Annotated in this window: 14 protein-coding genes; 13 read left to right on the top strand and 1 reads right to left on the bottom strand. The window is 58.4% G+C overall.

The annotated features are described in order from the left end of the window. Positions 1 to 104: 104 nt before the first annotated feature. Positions 105 to 896: a phenylalanine 4-monooxygenase gene (gene phhA, locus C5F71_RS20705; RefSeq protein ID WP_104911839.1), complete on the bottom strand. Its 792-nt coding sequence runs from the start codon at positions 894 to 896 to the stop codon at positions 105 to 107. Positions 897 to 1,173: 277 nt separating this feature from the next. On the opposite strand from phhA, the gene C5F71_RS20710 reads away from it, so the two are divergent. The 13 genes from C5F71_RS20710 (at position 1,174) to C5F71_RS20770 (ending at position 20,170) form a co-directional block, all read left to right on the top strand. Continuing rightward, positions 1,174 to 2,736, top strand: a complete 1,563-nt coding sequence (locus tag C5F71_RS20710; RefSeq protein ID WP_070995433.1) for a sigma-54-dependent transcriptional regulator — start codon at positions 1,174 to 1,176, stop codon at positions 2,734 to 2,736. A 297-nt stretch (positions 2,737 to 3,033) separates the two neighbouring features. After that, the gene (locus C5F71_RS20715; protein WP_029292474.1) at positions 3,034 to 3,774 is read left to right on the top strand and encodes a flagellar basal body rod protein FlgF; all 741 of its coding nucleotides are present in this window, start codon (positions 3,034 to 3,036) and stop codon (positions 3,772 to 3,774) included. A 67-nt stretch (positions 3,775 to 3,841) separates the two neighbouring features. Beyond that, complete coding sequence (flgG, locus tag C5F71_RS20720; RefSeq protein WP_029292476.1) at positions 3,842 to 4,627, top strand: flagellar basal-body rod protein FlgG; 786 nt, start codon at positions 3,842 to 3,844, stop codon at positions 4,625 to 4,627. A 52-nt stretch (positions 4,628 to 4,679) separates the two neighbouring features. Further along, a complete protein-coding gene (flgH, locus tag C5F71_RS20725) occupies positions 4,680 to 5,375 on the top strand; it encodes a flagellar basal body L-ring protein FlgH (RefSeq protein WP_070995432.1) in 696 nt (231 codons plus the stop codon). A 27-nt stretch (positions 5,376 to 5,402) separates the two neighbouring features. Then, a complete protein-coding gene (locus tag C5F71_RS20730; RefSeq protein ID WP_029292480.1) occupies positions 5,403 to 6,491 on the top strand; it encodes a flagellar basal body P-ring protein FlgI in 1,089 nt (362 codons plus the stop codon). Positions 6,492 to 6,501: 10 nt separating this feature from the next. After that, a complete protein-coding gene (gene flgJ / locus C5F71_RS20735) occupies positions 6,502 to 7,758 on the top strand; it encodes a flagellar assembly peptidoglycan hydrolase FlgJ (protein ID WP_092234510.1) in 1,257 nt (418 codons plus the stop codon). 10 nt (positions 7,759 to 7,768) lie between these two features. Continuing rightward, positions 7,769 to 9,793: a flagellar hook-associated protein FlgK gene (gene flgK, locus C5F71_RS20740; protein WP_029292484.1), complete on the top strand. Its 2,025-nt coding sequence runs from the start codon at positions 7,769 to 7,771 to the stop codon at positions 9,791 to 9,793. Positions 9,794 to 9,807: 14 nt separating this feature from the next. Beyond that, positions 9,808 to 11,427 carry a flagellar hook-associated protein 3 gene (locus tag C5F71_RS20745; RefSeq protein WP_104911840.1) on the top strand — a complete coding sequence of 540 codons (1,620 nt, stop codon included), beginning with the start codon at positions 9,808 to 9,810 and terminating at the stop codon, positions 11,425 to 11,427. A gap of 268 nt (positions 11,428 to 11,695) precedes the next feature. Continuing rightward, positions 11,696 to 12,625, top strand: coding sequence for a ketoacyl-ACP synthase III (locus C5F71_RS20750; RefSeq protein ID WP_092234516.1), 930 nt, complete (start codon positions 11,696 to 11,698; stop codon positions 12,623 to 12,625). A gap of 183 nt (positions 12,626 to 12,808) precedes the next feature. After that, positions 12,809 to 14,485, top strand: coding sequence for a flagellin (locus tag C5F71_RS20755; protein ID WP_104911841.1), 1,677 nt, complete (start codon positions 12,809 to 12,811; stop codon positions 14,483 to 14,485). A gap of 223 nt (positions 14,486 to 14,708) precedes the next feature. Next, on the top strand, positions 14,709 to 16,376 hold the full coding sequence (locus tag C5F71_RS20760) for a flagellin (RefSeq protein ID WP_092234523.1): 1,668 nt from the start codon (positions 14,709 to 14,711) through the stop codon (positions 16,374 to 16,376). Positions 16,377 to 16,599: 223 nt separating this feature from the next. Then, complete coding sequence (locus C5F71_RS20765) at positions 16,600 to 18,270, top strand: flagellin (RefSeq protein ID WP_092234526.1); 1,671 nt, start codon at positions 16,600 to 16,602, stop codon at positions 18,268 to 18,270. Positions 18,271 to 18,511: 241 nt separating this feature from the next. Further along, complete coding sequence (locus C5F71_RS20770; RefSeq protein WP_104911842.1) at positions 18,512 to 20,170, top strand: flagellin; 1,659 nt, start codon at positions 18,512 to 18,514, stop codon at positions 20,168 to 20,170. Positions 20,171 to 20,429 lie beyond the last annotated feature (259 nt).

Genomic DNA, 20,429 nt, shown 5'->3' on the forward strand with positions numbered 1-20,429 from the left:
AAGGTGTTCCTGAAATCGAGTATGTGGAATTCGGTTGCCAGTGGCGTCACCCTAAAGCAACGCGCGGCCAGGGAACAGACTCACCTGGCCTTAAAAGCATCAGTTCAAGCCGCCTTGGGCTTGGGTGGGAACAGCGGCGCGTGCAGACCCAACTGCATACCGCGCTCGACCATGCCCATGATGTCTTCCTGCGCCACTTCAAACAGGCGCTTGAGGTTGGGCAGGGCGAAATACAGCGGCTGCAGGATGTCGATGCGATAAGGGGTGCGCATGGCTTCCAGCGGATCGAAGGCTTGGTGCTTGGGCTCATCCGAGAGGCAGTACACCGTCTCTTTGGGTGACGACAGAATGCCGCCACCATAGATGCGTCGACCTTCAGGGGTGTCCACCAGGCCGAACTCGATAGTCATCCAGTACAGGCGCGCCAGGTACACGCGCTGCTCCTTGGTGGCGGCGAGGCCGAGCTTGCCGTAGGTGTGGGTGAATTCGGCGAACCAGGGGTTGGTCAGCAGTGGGCAGTGGCCGAAAATCTCGTGGAAAATATCCGGCTCTTGCAGGTAATCCAGCTCTTCACGGGTACGAATAAAGGTCGCTACCGGAAACTGCTTGTTGGCGAGCAATTCAAAGAACGTCTGGAAGGGGATCAGCGCCGGCACCCGCGCCACTTGCCAGCCGGTGGTTTGGGCTAGCACTTTGTTGATTTCGGCCAGTTGCGGAATACGATCGTGGGGCAGGCCGAGCTTCTCGATACCGTCCAGGTATTCCTGGCAGGCGCGACCCTCGATCACTTTCAGTTGGCGAGTGATCAGGGTGTTCCACACCGCATGTTCTTCGGGCGGGTAGTGGATAAAACCTTGCGCATCGGGCTCGCGGGCCACGTAGTGCGTCTGCTTCATACGGCTCTCCTGCTAGGCATTCGTTCTTGTTATGTCCTGCTATGGCCTTATTGATACTCCGCCTGGCGGTGGATTCCACCTGTCACTAGGGCAGGGCTGTAGGAAAATTCACCGATTATCGTAAAGTATTCGTTACGGATTAGGCATGGCGCACGCTGCATTGTGATTTTCGGATGGGAAAAGGTCGCTGGCTGTCACATAATCTTGACGACTATCTGCGTGCGGCGACAAAAAGACGCAGCTCGATCAGCTCTCCTACAACAAACCGGGCCTTTACATGCGTATCAAAGTGCATTGCCAGAACCGCATCGGCATCCTGCGGGACATTCTCAACCTGCTGGTGGAATACGGCGTCAACGTGGCCAAGGGCGAGGTCGGTGGCGAGCATGGCAATGCCATTTACCTGTACTGCCCGAACCTGGTGAACATGCAGTTCCAGGCCCTGCGCCCGCAGTTCGAGGCGATCGCCGGGGTATTTGGCGTCAAGCGGGTAGGGCTGATGCCCAGCGAGCGTCGGCACATGGAACTCAACGCCTTGCTCGGAGCGTTGGAATTCCCGGTGCTGTCCATCGACATGGGCGGCTCGATTGTCGCGGCCAACCGCGCTGCGGCGCAGTTGCTCGGGGTGCGGGTGGACGAAGTGCCGGGCATTCCCTTGTCACGCTACGCCGAGGACTTCGACCTGCCGGAACTGGTGCGCGCCAGCAAGTCGCGGATCAATGGCCTGCGGGTCAAGGTCAAGGGCGATGTGTTCCTGGCCGATATCGCCCCCTTGCAATCCTCCGAGCATGACGACAGCGAAGCCATGGCTGGCGCCGTGCTGACCTTGCACCGTGCCGACCGCGTCGGTGAGCGTATCTACAATGTGCGCAAGCAGGAGCTGCGCGGCTTCGACAGCATTTTCCAAAGCTCCAAAGTGATGGCCGCGGTGGTGCGTGAAGCCCGGCGCATGGCGCCCCTCGACGCCCCTCTATTAATAGAAGGTGAAACCGGCACCGGCAAGGAGCTGCTGGCACGCGCTTGTCACCTGGCCAGCCCGCGCGGGCAGTCTCCGTTGATGGCGCTCAATTGCGCTGGGTTGCCGGAGTCGATGGCCGAGACCGAGCTGTTTGGCTACGGTCCCGGCGCATTTGAAGGGGCGCGTGCAGAGGGCAAGCTCGGGCTGCTGGAGCTGACGGCAGGCGGTACGTTGTTTTTGGATGGCGTGGGCGAAATGAGCGCGCGGTTGCAGGTGAAATTGCTGCGCTTTCTGCAGGATGGCTGCTTCCGCCGTGTAGGCAGCGATGAAGAGGTCTACCTGGATGTGCGGGTGATCTGCGCGACCCAGGTGGACTTGTCGGAGCTGTGTGCCCGCGGGGAGTTTCGCCAGGACCTGTATCACCGGCTCAACGTGTTATCGCTGCATATCCCGCCGCTGCGCGAATGCCTCGACGGTTTACCGCCGCTGGTCGAGCACTTTATCGACCAGGCCAGCCGCCTGATTGGCTGCCCGCTGCCCAAGTTGGCGCCGGCGGCCATGGAGCGGCTCAGTCACTACCATTGGCCGGGTAACGTGCGCCAGTTGGAAAACGTGCTGTTCCAGGCGGTGTCGTTGTGTGAGGGCGGGACGGTCAAGGCTGAGCATATTCGCCTGCCGGACTACGGCGTGCGCCAGCCCCTTGGCGACTTCTCCCTGGAGGGCGGGCTGGAGGAGATTGTCGGGCGGTTTGAAAAGGCGGTGCTGGAGAGCCTGTATGCCGAGCATCCCAGCAGTCGGTTGTTGGGTAAGCGCCTGGGCGTATCCCACACCACCATCGCCAATAAACTGCGCGATTACGCAGTGCTCAAGGCCGACAAATAACCCTCTGACACAACGGGATTAAAAATGTGGGAGCGGCGGTGCGACGATTCGACTTGCTCGCTCCCACACAAGCCCACTCCCCATTGAATTTGTATAGCTGCCAAGACCGCTGTTTGCCGCAACCGGCAGAACTCCGCCGTTTTTCCGACTCGTCCTGCCCCTGCGATAATCCTCGATACGCCCCAACCCCTTGCCCCGCCTGGCTTTCCCCGGCTTTTAAAAAGTTGGTGCGCAAATTGCTAAAGACTCCTCAGTACATCGGTGGGCGGCAAACGTCCGTCAGTAAGAGGAATGAGCGTGGACAAGTACCTTTATGTGGCAATGACCGGCGCCAGCCAGAATGCACTGGCGCAAAAGGCCCATGCCAACAACCTGGCGAACATTTCCACCAACGGTTTTCAGCGTGACCTGGAGCAGGCCCGCTCGATGCCGGTGTTTGGTGACAGCTTTCCGGCGCGGGCGTTTGCCCTGACCGAGCGGCCGGGCACTGATTTTTCCCCTGGCTCGATGGTCGAGACCGGTCGTGACCTGGACGTTGCCGTCGGCGGCGATGGCTGGATCGCGGTGCAGACCCCCGATGGTGGCGAAGCCTACGTGCGTACCGCCAGCATGAATATCGATGCGCTCGGCGTCCTGCGGGCCGGCAACGGCATGCCGATCATGGGCAATGGCGGGCCGATTTCCGTGCCGCCCGAGCAGAAGGTCGAAATCGGCGAAGACGGCACCATCAGCATCCGCGCCATGGGCGAAGGCCCGCGGGTGATGGCTGAAGTGGACCGCATCAAGCTGGTCAAGCCAGACCTGGCCAACATGACCAAGGGCCTGGACGGCGCGATCCACACCAAGGACGGCCAGCCCGCGGTGGCCGATGCCAGCGTCAAGGTGAACTCGGGCTTTTTGCAGTCGAGCAACGTCAATGCCGTCGAAGAAATGACCGCGGTGCTGGCTTTGTCCAAGCAATTCGAATTGCACGTGAAAATGATGAACAGCGCCAAAGAAGACGACCAGGCCATGACCCGCGTCATGCAGATGAGCTGATTGCAGCGCCACTGACCACCAATTTCGTAACGCGGCGCCAACAAACAGGCGCACGAAGGAGAACAGCATGCTTCCGGCTCTATGGGTTGCCAAAACCGGTCTGTCCGCCCAGGACACTAACCTGACCGTTATTTCCAACAACCTGGCGAACGTTTCGACCACGGGCTTCAAACGTGATCGCGCCGAGTTCCAGGACTTGCTCTATCAGATCAAGCGCCAGCCGGGTGCGCAGTCGACCCAGGACAGCGAATTGCCGTCGGGCCTGCAAGTGGGTACGGGTGTGTCCATCGTCGGCACCCAGAAGAACTTCACCGCCGGTAACCTGCAACAGACCGGGCAGCCGCTGGACATGGCGATCAATGGCCGTGGGTTCTTCCAGATCCTGCAACCGGATGGCACTACTTCCTACACCCGTGACGGCACCTTCCACCTGGATTCTAACGGCCAGGTCGTGACCGCCAACGGCTTTGCCCTGGAGCCGGCGATTGTCGTGCCCAACGATGCCCAGACCTTCACGGTCGGCGCCGACGGCACCGTGTCCGTCACTATCGCCGGCAACCCGGCGTCGCAAGTGATCGGCAACCTGCAGACCGCCGACTTCATCAACCCGGCCGGCCTGCAAGCCACCGGTAACAACTTGTTCCTGGAAACCGCCGCCAGCGGCGCGCCGCAAGTCGGCACCCCGGGCCTCAACGGGTTTGGCACCACCCTGCAAAGAACCCTGGAAACCTCCAACGTCAGCACCGTGGAAGAGATGGTCAACATGATCACCACCCAGCGTGCCTACGAGATGAACTCCAAGGTGATCTCCACCGCCGACCAGATGCTTTCGTTCGTTACGCAGAATCTGTAATCCAGTCTATGGGGCGCTCATAAGGCGCCTGCAACACCGTGAGGTAAGGGTCATGAGTCGCTTTGTTTCTGTTCTGGCATTGAGTGGGATTGCCGTGCTCGCGGGCTGTGTTGCCCCGGCGCCAAAACCCAATGACCCGTACTACGCGCCGGTGTTGCCGCGCACGCCGCTGCCTGCCGCCGCCAACAACGGTTCGATCTACCAGGCCGGTTTCGAACAGAACTTGTACAGCGACCGCAAGGCATTCCGGGTCGGGGACATCATCACCATCACCCTGAACGAGCGCACCACGGCGAGCAAGAACGCCAACTCCCAGGTGGCCAAGAACAGCAAGACCGGCATCGGCCTGACCTCGCTGTTTGGCGGTGGCTTGAACACCAACAACCCGTTGGGCAGTGGTGACTTGAGCCTGGACGTGGGCTACAGCGGCGACCGCGCCACCAACGGCAGCAGCAAGGCCGGGCAGGGCAACAGCCTGGTGGGCTCGATCACGGTGACGGTGGCCGATGTACTGCCCAACGGCATCATTGCCGTGCGCGGCGAAAAATGGATGACCCTCAACACCGGTGACGAACTGGTGCGCATTGCCGGCATGGTGCGGGCGGACGATATCGCCACCGACAACACCGTGCCGTCCACGCGGATCGCCGATGCACGCATTACCTATTCGGGTACGGGTTCGTTTGCCGACGCCAGTCAGCCGGGTTGGTTTGACCGTTTCTTCCTTAGCCCGCTGTTCCCTTTCTAGGTGATCACTTTGAATCTCAAACAGCTGATGGCAGCGGTGTTGTTGCTCTCCCTGAGCGTCGCTGCCCAGGCCGAACGCCTGAAGGACATCGCCAGTATTTCCGGGGTGCGCACCAACCAGTTGATCGGTTACGGCCTGGTGGTGGGCCTCAACGGTACGGGTGACCAGACCACCCAGACCCCGTTCACCCTGCAGACCTTCAACAACATGCTCTCGCAGTTCGGGATCAAAGTGCCGCCCGGCTCGGGCAACGTGCAGTTGAAAAACGTCGCGGCGGTGTCGATCAGTGCCGATCTGCCGGCGTTCTCCAAGCCAGGGCAGGTGGTGGACATCACCGTGTCGTCGATTGGTAACTCGAAAAGCCTGCGCGGCGGCACCTTGCTGATGACCCCGCTCAAAGGTATCGACGGCAACGTCTACGCCATCGCCCAGGGCAACCTGGTGGTGGGCGGGTTTGATGCTGAAGGTCGCGACGGTTCGAAGATCACCGTCAACGTGCCATCGGCCGGGCGGATTCCTGGCGGCGCCACGGTGGAACGCACCGTGCCCAGCGGGTTCAACCAGGGCAACAGCCTGACCCTGAACCTCAACCGTTCTGACTTCACCACCGCCAAGCGTGTGGTGGACAAGATCAACGACATGCTCGGCCCTGGTGTGGCCCAGGCCATCGATGGCGGTTCGATCCGTGTGACTGCGCCGCTGGACCCAAGCCAGCGTGTGGACTACCTGTCGATCCTGGAAAACCTTGAGGTTGATCCGGGTCAGGCGGTGGCCAAGGTCATCATCAACTCGCGTACCGGCACCATCGTGATCGGGCAGAACGTCAAGGTGTCGCCAGCGGCCGTGACCCACGGCAGCTTGACCGTGACCATTACCGAAGACCCGATTGTCAGCCAGCCTGGGGCGTTCTCCAACGGCGAAACCGCCGTGGTCCCACGCTCGCGGGTCAATGCCCAGCAAGAAGCCAAGCCGATGTTCAAGTTCGGCCCCGGTACCACCCTGGATGAAATCGTACGAGCGGTGAACCAGGTGGGCGCGGCGCCCGGCGACTTGATGGCGATCCTTGAAGCCCTGAAACAGGCCGGCGCCTTGCAAGCCGACCTGATCGTGATTTGAGGCCGTAGCCATGGACATGCGCAAGAGCGGTATCGCCAGCACGGCCGACTCGGGGTCTTACTCGGACCTGAACCGGCTTAACCAGCTCAAGTTCGGCGACAAGAACAGCGAAGGCAACATGCGCAAGGTGGCGCAGGAGTTCGAGTCGCTGTTTCTCAACGAAATGCTCAAGTCCATGCGCTCGGCCACCGATGCCCTGGGCAAGGACAACCCGCTGAACACCCCAGCGGCCAAGCAGTACCAGGAAATGTACGACCAGCAACTGGCCGTCTCGCTGTCCCGCGAGGGCGGCGGTATTGGCCTGGCGGACGTGCTGTTGCGCCAGATGCAAAAGAACAAGCCAGTGGAAGGGCAGGCCTCGACCTTGCAGGGGCCGGACGCGGTCGAGAAGAAAGTCGATGTACCGACGCCGATTGCCGCCGGCACCCAGGCGGATGGCCCGCTGGGTCGTTCCAATGGCCAGCGCGCGCTGTGGGCGGCGCGGGTCGAGGTGGCGCCACGGGCCGATGACGGCACCCTGCGCAATGACATGGCGTTGATGAATCAGCGGCGCATTGCCTTGCCAAGCAAACTCACCGATCGCCTGCTGGCCGGTATCGTGCCGGGTGTCGAGGCGCCGGGTGCGGCCAAGGCCGCACCACTGCGCAACAGTGCCGCCGAAGATGGCGTGATCAACGGAGCCGCGCGCACTTTTGCCGCCCGCGATTCGCGCATGCAGATCTACGGCCGTGCCGTGGCCCAGCCACCGCTGGCGCCGGCGAAAAAAGCCTTCAGCTCGCAAGACGAATTTGTCGCCACCATGCTGCCCATGGCCAAGCAGGCGGCCGAACGCATTGGCATCGACCCACGTTACCTGGTGGCCCAGGCTGCCCTGGAAACCGGTTGGGGCAAATCGGTGATGCGCCAGCAAGACGGCAGCAGCAGCCACAACCTGTTTGGCATCAAGGCAGGCCAAAGTTGGCAGGGCGCCCAGGCGCGGGCGATCACCAGTGAGTTTCGCAATGGCGAGATGGTCAAGGAAACGGCGCAGTTCCGTTCCTACGACTCTTACCAGGACAGCTTCCACGACCTCGTGACCTTGCTGCAAAGCAATGAAAGATATCAAGAAGTCCTGAAGTCGGCCGATAACCCGGAACAGTTTGTACGCGAGTTGCAAAAAGCCGGTTATGCAACGGATCCGGCGTACGCCAGCAAGATTTCGCAGATCGCCAAAACCATGAACAGCTATCAAAACTACGCTGCCGCTGGCGCATCCACTCATTTATAAGGTTTGAACCATGGGTTTGCTCAATATCGGGATGTCAGGACTCAATGCGGCTCAGGGATCGCTTGCGACCTTGAGTAACAACATTGCCAACGCCAAGACCCCTGGATACTCGCGTCAGCAGACCATGCAGACGGCCAACGGCATGTCCGGGGTCGGCGGGGTCTTTGTCGGCACCGGCACCACGCTGTCGGATGTGCGCCGGGTGTATAACCAGTTTCTTGACACCCAGTTGCAGACCACCACGTCGCTGAACTTCGACGCCAAGGCTTATCTGGACCAGATCGGTTCGGTGGACAAGCTGCTGTCCGATAAGTCCACCGGTGTCGGTGCGGCCTTGAACAGCTTCTTCGCCGCATTGCAGACGTCTTCGGCCAACCCCAGCGACAACTCCGCGCGCCAACTGGTATTGACCATTGCCCAGACCCTGGGCAATCGCTTCAACTCGATTGCCACCGAACTGAACAAGCAGAAAGAAGGCATCAACAGCCAACTGGAGACGATCACCGGCCAGGTCAACCAATTGACCTCTTCGATCGCCTCCCTCAATCAGCAGATTTTCCAGGCCAAGGGCCAGGGCAATGGCGAGCCGGCGAACCTGCTGGATGCGCGCAACGAAGCCGTGCGCTCGCTCAACGAGCTGGTTGGGGTCAAGGTCACTGAATCGGACGGCCATTTCAATGTCTCCCTGGGCACTGGGCAGACCCTGGTTGCGGACGGTGTGTCGAACAAGCTGTCGGCGGTGCCGAGCAAGGATGACAAGAGCCAGTACTCGGTGGTGCTGACCACCGGCGGGCAAGCGATGGACGTCAGCTCAGTGATCAGCGGTGGCTCCATCGGCGGCTTGCTGCGTTATCGCCAGGACGTGTTGATGCCGGCCATCAATGACCTGGGGCGTACCGCCATGGTTGTCGGTGAAGCGGTCAATACCCAGTTGGGGCAGGGCCTGGACGCCAATGGGCAGTTCGGCGCCGCGCTGTTCAATGACATCAACAGCGTGTTTGCCATTGGCCAGCGCAGTGTGGGCGGCTCGAACAACAGCGCGAACTCCGGCAACCTGAACGTCACGATCAAAGACACCAGCAAACTGAGCACCTTTGACTACAAGGTGACCTTCAGTGACGACAAGATGTACAGCGTCCTGCGTTCGGACGGTAAGTCCATGGGCCCCTTCGACGTCACCCAGACCCCTCCGGAAATCGACGGCTTCACCCTGGCCCTCGATGGCAAGGGCCCGGTAGCTGCGGGCGATACGTTCAAGGTCAGCCCGACCGCTGGCGGCGCGATGGACCTGAAGGTGGTGATGACCGACCCCAACAAGCTAGCGTTTTCTGCGCCGCTGCTGGCCGAGGGCAACAAAAACAACAGTGGTACTGGCGTGTTTGAGCCGCCGACCTTGACGCTGCCCCTGGACATCCATGGCGGCGCCGATACTGCGCAGCTGGAAGCGGCGATCAAGTCGTCGATGCCGGTCAAGATGACCTTTGGCGAGCGTGCCGCCGATGGCACCCAGAGCTATGTGATCAATAACGCACAGGGCCAGCCTATTGGCACCGGCACCATCGTGCCGGGCCAGGACAACAAACTGACGATCAAGGTGCCCTACGTCGACGCCGGCGGTAATGCGCAGACGTTCGGGGTGGACACCGTGATCCGTGGCGAGCCGAAGCCGGACGACAGTTACACCGTGTCGTTCAACAGCAGCGGCAAGCTCGACAACCGCAATGCCCTGCAATTGCTCGACCTGCAAACCCGCAAGACCGTGGGCGCAACTGATGGCAATGCGGGCGTGAGCATGAGCACCGCGTACAGCCAGTTGGTGTCGAGCGTCGGCGGCAAGGCCAGCCAGGCCAACGTCGACAACAGCGCGACCGGCGCCATGCTCGCGGCCGCCACGTCCAATCGCAGCTCCGTGTCCCAGGTCAACCTGGATGAGGAGGCCGGCGACATGATCCGTTTCCAGCAGTACTACACCGCGTCGTCGCAGATCATTAAAGCTGCGCAAGAAACCTTCAGCACGCTGATCAACAGTCTTTAAGGGAGTTTGAGACGATGCGAATCTCGACCGAACAGTATTTCAATACCACGACTGCGCGTTATACCAACAACTTCTCCAACGTCACCAAGACCCAGCAGCAGATCGACTCCGGCGTGCGTATCCAAACTGCGGCGGATGATCCGGTGGGCGCGGCGCGTTTGTTGCTGCTGCAACAGCAGCAGGACATGTTGGGGCAGTATGCGGGCAATATCAGCAGCATGAAGAACTCGCTTAATAGCGAGGAAAGTGTGCTTGACGGTATCAACACGGCCCTGCAACGTGCCGGCGAATTGGCTCTGCAGGTTGGGGGCAAGGGCGGCGGCGGCATTAGCGATGCGGAGCGAAAGGCGGTAGCCGCCGAAATTGGTGAAATCGAGAAGCAGGTTCTGAGCCTGCTCAACAGCAAGGATTCATCCGGCCATTACTTGTTTGCCGGCGGCAAGAGCGATACGCCGCCCTACGCTCGCAACAGCGATGGGACCTACAGCTACAAGGGTGACGAAACTCCCCTGAGCCTGAAGGTTTCGGACACCTTGTCGATGGTGGTCAACGACACCGGCAAGTCGATTCTTGAGGGCACGGTCAACGCCGGTCGTACGCAGGCCACTGGTAGCGTCAACGATGGCAAGGTGCTGGTCTCGAGCGGCATCGTGACCTCGCCTTCTAACTACGACAGCAGCTTCACTGATGGTCAGCCGTATAAGCTGACCTTTATCAGCAGTACGGAGTACACCGTATCGGATGCGGCGGGTAACGACATCACCTCGCAAACCCCGGGTAATGGCAAGTTCGATGCGACCAAGGAAGGAAGTGCGTCGGTCACCGTGCATGGTGTGACCTTTGATATCAGCCAGAAACTAGGGGATACCAAACCCGGTGCCGAGGCTGATGCGGTGTACAAAGACCGGGAATTCACCCTGCAAAGCAAACCGGACAGTTTCAGTATCTCGCGTACTCCGAGCAATACGTCCTCCGCGCAATTGGCGGGAGGTACTATCACCAGCCAAGCGGACTACGGTAGCACCTTCCCGAACAAGGGCGCGGTGATCAAATTTACCTCGAGCACCGCGTACGAGGTGTATGCCCAGCCGATCACGGCCGACAGCAAGCCGGTCTCCAACGGTACTGTGGTGCCTGGCACGCCAGCACAGCCGGGGCCGCCGCCTGTGCTCGCGACGCCAGACAGCATCACGGCGGCCGGGGTGAAGTTCGACCTCACTGGTGCGCCAGATATTGGTGACCAGTTCGCCGTGGGTTCCAATACCCACAAGACGCAAAATGCGCTGGATACCCTAAGCCAGTTGCGCCAGGCCCTCGAAACGCCTTCCGATGGCGACCCGATTGCTCAGGCCATGGTGACTGACGTGGTCAACTCGGCCATCACCAATATCAAGACCTCTATGGCTCAAGTTGACAGTGTGCGGGGTTCCATTGGTGCTCGATTGAACTCGCTGGCGATTCAGGAAACTGAGAATACCAGCATGGTGTTGGCCAATAAATCGACGACCGCTGCCATTGGTGACACCGACATGGCTACGGCCTCCGTTGATCTGGCGTTCCAGAAGGCAATGCTGGAGGCTTCGCAGTTGGCCTTTGTGAAGATCTCCCAATTAAGCCTGTTCAGCAAGATGTAATTGTCCCGGAAATCCCCGGCGGCCCACCCTGGAAACAGGGTGGGCCGTTGTCGTTTTTGGCGCAGGCTTTTAAACAAAGCGCACAAAAATGAGTGACCTATGAGTCATAAAGCGCATCTTCACTGTATCGTGTGAAAAGGCCAGACCGCTTTCCAGGCTTTGGCTTCGGTAGTTTCGGCGGGTTTTTGCGGGGTTATCCCCTTTATTGTCAGCGCTCCTGAAGGGTTTTCAGGGGTGTTCTCCAGCTATTTTGTATTGGGAAGCCACAATGATTGGCATAAAAAGCATCGCCAGCTACGTGCCGGCAGAAGGGCTGGACAACTACGCCCAGGGTGCCAAATTCGCCAAGGATGAAGAATTCATCATTGGCAAGATCGGCTCGGCATTCCTGCCGCGCAAGGATGCTGCACAGGAAACCTCGGATTTGTGCGTCGAGGCGGTCAATGCCTTGTTTGCCAACAACCCCGAGCTCAAGCGTGAGTCGATCGACGCGCTGATCGTCGTGACCCAGAACGGCGACGAAGAAGGGCTGCCGCACACCGCCGCCATCGTCCAGGACAAGCTGGGCCTGCCGACCCACGTTGCGGCCTTCGATATTTCCCTGGGCTGCTCCGGCTACGTCTACGGCATCTACGCGATGAAGGGCTTCATGGAAGCCGCCGGCCTGAAAAACGGCCTGCTGGTGACCGCCGACCCGTACTCGAAGATCGTCGACCCGGAAGATCGCAACACCACCATGCTGTTCGGCGACGCCGCCACCGCTACCTGGATGGGCGAAGACGCCACCTGGCAGTTGGGCAAGGCCAAGTTCGGTACCGACGGCTCCGGCGCACCGCATTTGAAGGTCAGCGATGGCGTGTTCTTCATGAACGGCCGCCAGGTCTTCAACTTCGCCCTGCTTAAGGTGCCAGCGCACCTGCACGAGTTGCTCAACGAGTCGGACCTGAAGGCCGATGATATTGACGCGTTCTGCATCCACCAGGGCAGTGCGGCGATTGTCGACGCCGTGGCCCGTCGTTTTGAAGATGCACCGGTGGAGAAATTCATCAAGGATATGGTCGAGACCGGTAACACTGTGTCATCGAGCATTCCGCTGCTGCTGGAAAAGCACGTGATGGACGCCGAGTGGAAGCGCGTGGCCATCAGTGGCTTTGGTGTTGGCTTGTCCTGGGGATCGGCGATTATATACCGGCTTTAATGTAGAGTTTTGCTTGGTTCCTCAAGCGCCCAAGGTCAATCGCCTTGGGCGTTTTCATTATTCTGTAGGAAATTTCTCAAGAAACTATCAGGCGCGACGATAAGTATGACGAAGGTTTTCTAGGCCGACCCAGGCGCTTGCCCCGGCCGGAAGCCGTAGCACTCAATCCACGAGGGACTCGTCATGGCTTTATCCGTAAACACCAACATCACGTCCTTGGGCGTTCAGAAGAACCTGAACAAGGCTTCCGACGCACTGAGCACCTCGATGAGCCGCTTGTCTTCCGGCCTGAAAATCAACAGCGCCAAAGACGATGCTGCCGGCATGCAGATCGCTAACCGCCTGACCAGTCAGGTCAAAGGCCTAACTGTCGCTGTGGCTAACGCCAACAACGGCGTGTCGATTGCCCAGACTGCTGAAGGCGCGATGCAAGAATCGACCAACATTCTGCAGCGTATGCGTGAACTGGCCCTGCAATCGGCGAACGGTTCGAACAGCGATGACGACCGTACGTCCCTGCAGCAGGAATTCACGGCGCTGACCGGTGAATTGACCCGTATTTCCCAAACCACCAACTTCGGTGGCCGTAAGCTTCTGGACGGTTCGTTCGACAACGTAGGCTTCCAGATCGGCGCCAATGCCAATGAAACCATTTCGTTTGGTATGACTGATATCAGTGCTACCGGCCTGAAAGGTTCCTACGGCGAAGCCAAAGCTGCCGGTGTTGCGACTGACCTGTCGGCCAAAGTGACCGGTGGTGAAGGTAGCTTCGCCAGTGGCTTCGCTACCTCCACCGCGTACACCACCACTACTGCTGCTCGTGTTCTGACGGTCAATGGTACCGCGATCAACATTGGTAGTGGTGTTGACCGTGCTGCTGCTATTGGCCTGATCAATGGTCAGACCGGTACTACCGGTGTCAAGGCTGAAGCCGATGGCGCTGGCAACATCAAAATGACCTCCACCGCAGCGTTTGCGGTTCAGGGTGACAACGCAGAAGTAGCGCCAACCACGGCTACTAACGCAACAGCGTTCTCTGGTCTGTCTCAAGCTGCTGAAATCAATATCAACGGCACCACTGTGACCATCGCTGCCGGTCAGACGCTGACCCAGGCAGTTGCCACTATCAATACTCCGGCCACCGTAACGGCTACTGGCGTAACTGCTTCGCAGCAGGATGGTCGTCTGGTTCTGACTTCTGCCGATGGCAAGGCTATTAAGCTTGATAACGGTGCTGGTGCTGCCAACGGCCCAGGTGCTCTGGCTCGCTTGGGGCTGCAGTCGGGCACCACTCAGGCCAAACTGACCGCCGATACTTCAGTCGTCCTCAATGGCGTGGAAGTTAAGTTCAAGAAGGGTGACACCGCAGACGCGATCGTTTCTTCGATCAACAGCGCAAGCACCGGTGTGACGGCTAGCAAGAATGCTGACAACACCTTGGCACTGTTCTCCAACAAAACCTTTAGCGTGGCCAACGGCAGTGCTGGTACCGGCCTGGCTCAACTGGGCTTGACGGCGGGTACTTCGACGGCGATCACCGTGGAAACCACCGTTTCCAACCTGAGCATCCAGGATGCAGCTTCGTCGCAGCGATCGGTTCAGGCGCTGAACGATGCGATCCAGCAGATCGACAGCCAGCGTTCCCAGTTGGGTGCAGTGCAAAACCGTTTCACCAGCACCGTTGCCAACCTGCAAAGCATTTCGGAAAACTCCACTGCTGCCCGTAGCCGTGTGCAGGACGCCGACTTTGCTTCGGAGACTGCCGAGCTGACCAAGCAGCAAACCCTGCAACAGGCTTCTACTGCCATTTTGTCGCAGGCTAACCAACTGCCATCGTCGGTACTGAAACTGCTTCAGTAATCGCTTAAGGCTGGTTAAAGACGGAAGGGCGCCTAGTGCGCCCTTCCGTTTTTTTTTGCTTGATTCCCGTGGCACCTGCAGGCGATATGAATATTCCTACAAATAAATCAGAAAGATCTCAAGAAGCCAGCATGGCTGACGATAACCACTATGAAGGTTTTCAAACCATGCCAGGCGGTTGCCCGGCCGGAAGCCGCAACACCCCATTTACGAGGATTTCGTCATGGCTTTATCCGTAAACACCAACATCACGTCCTTGGGCGTTCAGAAGAACCTGAACAAGGCTTCCGACGCACTGAGCACCTCGATGAGCCGTTTGTCTTCCGGCCTGAAAATCAACAGTGCCAAAGACGATGCTGCCGGCATGCAGATCGCTAACCGTCTGACCAGCCAGGTCAAAGGCCTGACTGTCGCTGTAGCTAACGCCAACAACGGCGTGTCGATTGCCCAGACTGCTGAAGGCGCGATGCAAGAATCGACCAACATTCTGCAGCGTATGCGTGAACTGGCCCTGCAATCGGCGAACGGTTCGAACAGCGATGACGACCGTACGTCTTTGCAGCAGGAATTCACGGCGCTGACCGGTGAATTGACCCGTATTTCCCAAACCACCAACTTCGGTGGCCGTAAGCTTCTGGATGGTTCGTTCGACAACGTAGGCTTCCAGATCGGCGCCAACGCCAACGAAACCATTTCGTTTGGTATGACTGATATCAGTGCTACCGGCCTGAAAGGTTCCTACGGCGAAGCCAAGGCTGCTGGTGCGGCGACTGACCTCGCTGCGACTGCGGTAGGCGGCGAAGCCGAGATCGGCCAGTTCTCTACCGTCAACGCTTTCACTCCGACCGACGGCACCTTGACGCTCAACGGCACTTCGATTGCGCTGCTGGCTGCCGATACCCTTGCGCAGTCGATTACTAAAATCAACGACCAAAGTGCTGTTACTGGCGTCAAGGCCCAAGCTGTTGGCGCGACGCTACAGTTGACCTCGGCTTCTAGCTTCACTGCAGCCGGTTCTGCTGCGGGCATTCTTCCCGCGGCGGCAGTTGTTGCCAAAACCACGACCACCAACAGCGCCGCGCAAATCAGCATCAATGGCACCGAAATCACCATTGCAGCGGGTCGTACACTGGCTCAGGTTGCTGCCGACATTAATGGCACTGCAGGTGCAAACACCACTCTGACCGGTGTTACCGCGACAGCTGCCGACGGTCGTCTGACCCTGACTTCGGCTGACGGTAAAGCTATCAAGCTGGATAACGGTTCTAATACCACCGACGGTCCAGGGGCTCTGGCCAAGCTGGGTCTGCAAGCAGGTACGTCCCAGGCCAAGCTGACTACCGACACTTCGGTGGTCCTGAACGGCGTAGAGGTGAAGTTCAAGAAGGGTGACACCGCTGACGCGATCGTTTCCTCGATCAACAGTGCAAGTACCGGCGTTACGGCCAGCAAAAATGCTGACAACACCCTGGCGCTGTTCTCCAACAAGACCTTCACCGTTGCCAACGGCAGCGCGGGCACTGGTCTGGCTCAACTGGGTCTGACAGCTGCCACATCGACGGCAGTTACCGTGGAAACCACCGTTTCCAACCTGAGCATCCAGGATGCAGCTTCGTCGCAGCGATCGGTTCAGGCGTTGAACGATGCGATTCAGCAGATCGACAGCCAGCGTTCCCAGTTGGGTGCAGTGCAAAACCGTTTCACCAGCACTGTTGCCAACCTGCAAAGCATTTCGGAAAACTCCACTGCTGCCCGTAGCCGTGTGCAGGACGCCGACTTTGCTTCGGAAACTGCCGAGCTGACCAAGCAACAGACCCTGCAACAGGCTTCTACTGCCATCTTGTCGCAGGCTAACCAACTGCCATCGTCGGTACTGAAACTGCTTCAGTAATCGCTTAAGGCTGGTTAAAGACGGAAGGGCGCCTAGTGCGCCCTTCCGTTTTTTTTTGCTTGATTCCCGTGGCACCTGCAGGCGATATGAATATTCCTACAAATAAATCAGAAAGATCTCAAGAAGCCAGCATGGCTGACGATAACCACTATGAAGGTTTTCAAACCATGCCAGGCGGTTGCCCGGCCGGAAGCCGCAACACCCCATTTACGAGGATTTCGTCATGGCTTTATCCGTAAACACCAACATCACGTCCTTGGGCGTTCAGAAGAACCTGAACAAGGCTTCCGACGCACTGAGCACCTCGATGAGCCGCTTGTCTTCCGGCCTGAAAATCAACAGCGCCAAAGACGATGCTGCCGGCATGCAGATCGCTAACCGTCTGACCAGCCAGGTCAAAGGCCTGACTGTCGCTGTAGCTAACGCCAACAACGGCGTGTCGATTGCCCAGACTGCTGAAGGCGCGATGCAAGAATCGACCAACATTCTGCAGCGTATGCGTGAACTGGCCCTGCAGTCGGCGAACGGTTCGAACAGCGATGACGACCGTACGTCTTTGCAGCAGGAATTCACGGCGCTGACCGGTGAATTGACCCGTATTTCCCAAACCACCAACTTCGGTGGCCGTAAGCTTCTGGATGGTTCGTTCGACAACGTAGGCTTCCAGATCGGCGCCAACGCCAACGAAACCATTTCGTTTGGTATGACTGATATCAGTGCTACCGGCCTGAAAGGTTCCTACGGCGAAGCCAAGGCTGCTGGTGCGGCGACTGATCTGTCTGCCAAAGTGACGGGGGCCGAAGGCCAGTTTGCGGGCTTTGGTACCACCAACGCGTTCACTACCACTACAGCCGCTCGCGTTTTGACTGTCAACGGTACTGACATTGCAATGGGCACGGGCACTACCCTGGCTCAGGCGGTTGACCTGGTTAACCAGCAGTCGAGCAAAACCGGCGTGACCGCAGTAGTTGATACTGGTCAGTTGAAAATGACTTCGGCAACCGCCTTTAGTGTCCAAGGCAGCACTACCGAAGTCGGCCCGGCGGTGGCTACCCCTGCTGCTGCGTTCACTGGCCTGGTCAGTGGCGCTGAAATCAATATCAATGGCACTGCAGTGACTATCGCTGCTGGCCAGACCCTGACCCAGGCAATCGGTACAATTAATGCCACTGCTACCGTAGCCGCTACTGGTGTGACTGCTTCCCAGCAGGACGGCCGTTTGGTTCTGACTTCTGCTGACGGTAAAGCTATCAAGCTGGATAACGGTACTAACGCTACTACCGGTCCGGGCGCGCTGTCCAAGTTGGGTCTGCAATCGGGTACTACCCAAGCCAAGCTGACCGCCGACACTTCGGTGGTCCTGAACGGCGTAGAAGTGAAGTTCAAGAAGGGTGACACCGCTGACGCGATCGTTTCCTCGATCAACAGTGCAAGTACCGGCGTAACGGCGAGCAAAAATGCTGACAACACCCTGGCGCTGTTCTCCAACAAGACTTTCACCGTTGCCAATGGCAGCGCTGGCACTGGTCTGGCTCAACTGGGTCTGACAGCTGCCACATCGACGGCAGTTACCGTGGAAACCACCGTTTCCAACCTGAGCATCCAGGATGCCGCTTCGTCGCAGCGATCGGTTCAGGCGCTGAACGATGCGATCCAGCAGATCGACAGCCAGCGTTCCCAGTTGGGTGCAGTGCAAAACCGTTTCACCAGTACCGTTGCCAACCTGCAAAGCATTTCGGAAAACTCCACTGCTGCCCGTAGCCGTGTGCAGGACGCCGACTTTGCTTCGGAGACTGCCGAGCTGACCAAGCAGCAAACCCTGCAACAGGCTTCTACTGCCATTTTGTCGCAGGCTAACCAACTGCCATCGTCGGTACTGAAACTGCTTCAGTAATCGCTTAAGGCTGGTTAAAGACGGAAGGGCGCCTAGTGCGCCCTTTTTTTGTCTGGATTCAAGCTGAAACCGCTCTTCTAAAGCAATATTCAGTGCTATTTGCAAGTGGAAAAGGGTCCGGCTGCAAAAAAAATCTAAAGAAGCCAGCGATGTCGACGATAACTCTTGTGTAAGGTTTTCACTATCAAGCCAGGCGGTTGCCCGGTCGGAAGCCGCTAATACCATTTACGAGGACTTTGTCATGGCTTTATCTGTCAATACCAACATCACTTCTCTGGGCGTTCAGAAGAATCTGAACAAGGCTTCCGACGCGTTGAGCACCTCGATGAGCCGCCTATCTTCGGGCCTGAAAATCAACAGCGCCAAAGACGATGCTGCCGGCATGCAGATCGCTAACCGCCTGACCAGTCAGGTCAAAGGCCTAACTGTCGCTGTGGCTAACGCCAACAACGGCGTGTCGATTGCCCAGACTGCTGAAGGCGCGATGCAAGAATCGACCAACATTCTGCAGCGTATGCGTGAACTGGCCCTGCAATCGGCGAACGGTTCGAACAGCGATGACGACCGTACGTCCCTGCAGCAGGAATTCACAGCGTTGACTGGTGAGTTGACCCGTATTTCCCAAACCACCAACTTCGGTGGCCGTAAGCTTCTGGACGGTTCGTTCGACAACGTAGGCTTCCAGATCGGCGCCAATGCCAATGAAACCATCTCGTTCGGTATGACTGATATCAGTGCTACAGGCCTGAAAGGTTCCTTCGGCGAAGCCAAGGCCGCAGGTGCTGCGACTGACCTGGAGGCTTCGGTAGTTGGAAGCTCGTCGCTGCCGTTTGCGGCGCAAGGTGCTGCGGCATATACCACGGCAACAGCCAACAACACTCTGAAACTCAATGACACCACTATTGATCTGGCGACGGGCACCACTGCCGGTCAGGCCGTAGCGCTGATCAATGAAAAAACGTCCTCCACTGGCGTCACCGCCTCGCTGAGTGCGGCGAATGAGTTGGTGCTTCAGTCTGATAGTGCCTTCACTGCCACAAGTAACAGTGCAGAAGCGGGCTTTGGAACTGCGACCGCAGCTGCGCGCACGCTGGTTGGTGATACCGACATCAGCGTCAATGGTACGCTGGTCAATCTCACGAATGGCATGGACCTGGCTGCTGTCGCTGGTGCCATTGAAGCTGAAAAAGCCACTACTGGTGTAGGTGCTAGCGTTGCAAACGGTCGTCTGTTGTTGACCTCTGAAGATGGCAAGGCTATCAAGCTGGATAACGGTGGCACTGCCAACGGCCCAGGTGCTTTGGCCAAAATTGGTCTGCAAGCAGGTACGTCCCAAGCTAAGCTGACCGCCGACACTTCGGTGGTCCTGAACGGCGTAGAAGTGAAGTTCAAGAAGGGTGACACCGCTGACGCGATCGTTTCCTCGATCAACAGTGCAAGTACCGGCGTTACGGCCAGCAAAAATGCTGACAGCACCCTGGCGCTGTTCTCCAACAAGACTTTCACCGTTGCCAACGGCAGCGCGGGCACTGGTCTGGCTCAACTGGGTCTGACAGCTGCCACGTCGACGGCAGTTACCGTGGAAACCACCGTTTCCAACCTGAGCATCCAGGATGCCGCTTCGTCGCAGCGTTCGGTTCAGGCGCTGAACGATGCGATCCAGCAGATCGACAGCCAGCGTTCCCAGTTGGGTGCAGTGCAAAACCGTTTCACCAGCACTGTTGCCAACCTGCAAAGCATTTCGGAAAACTCCACTGCTGCCCGTAGCCGTGTGCAGGACGCCGACTTTGCTTCGGAGACTGCCGAGCTGACCAAGCAGCAAACCCTGCAACAGGCTTCTACTGCCATTTTGTCGCAGGCTAACCAACTGCCATCGTCGGTACTGAAACTGCTTCAGTAATCGCTTAAGGCTGGTTAAAGACGGAAGGGCGCCTAGTGCGCCCTTCCGTCTTTTCTGGCTCCGTTTGCGGGCGAGATCGATCTGATTGAAAACACGGCCTACAGTCGTGTTTAGGAAAATAATCCGTAAAAATTCTCAAGCTACACGTTTTTGGGTCGATATACCTTACGAGGCTTTATAAATCACCTCAGGCAGTTGCTAGGTCGACAGTACAATTTTTAAAAACGGTCTGCCCTGAAGTCAAAGCTTGAGTAGGGCG

Source organism: Pseudomonas sp. LG1D9, from assembly GCF_002949995.1.
GTDB classification, from domain to species: Bacteria; Pseudomonadota; Gammaproteobacteria; order Pseudomonadales; family Pseudomonadaceae; genus Aquipseudomonas; species Aquipseudomonas proteolytica.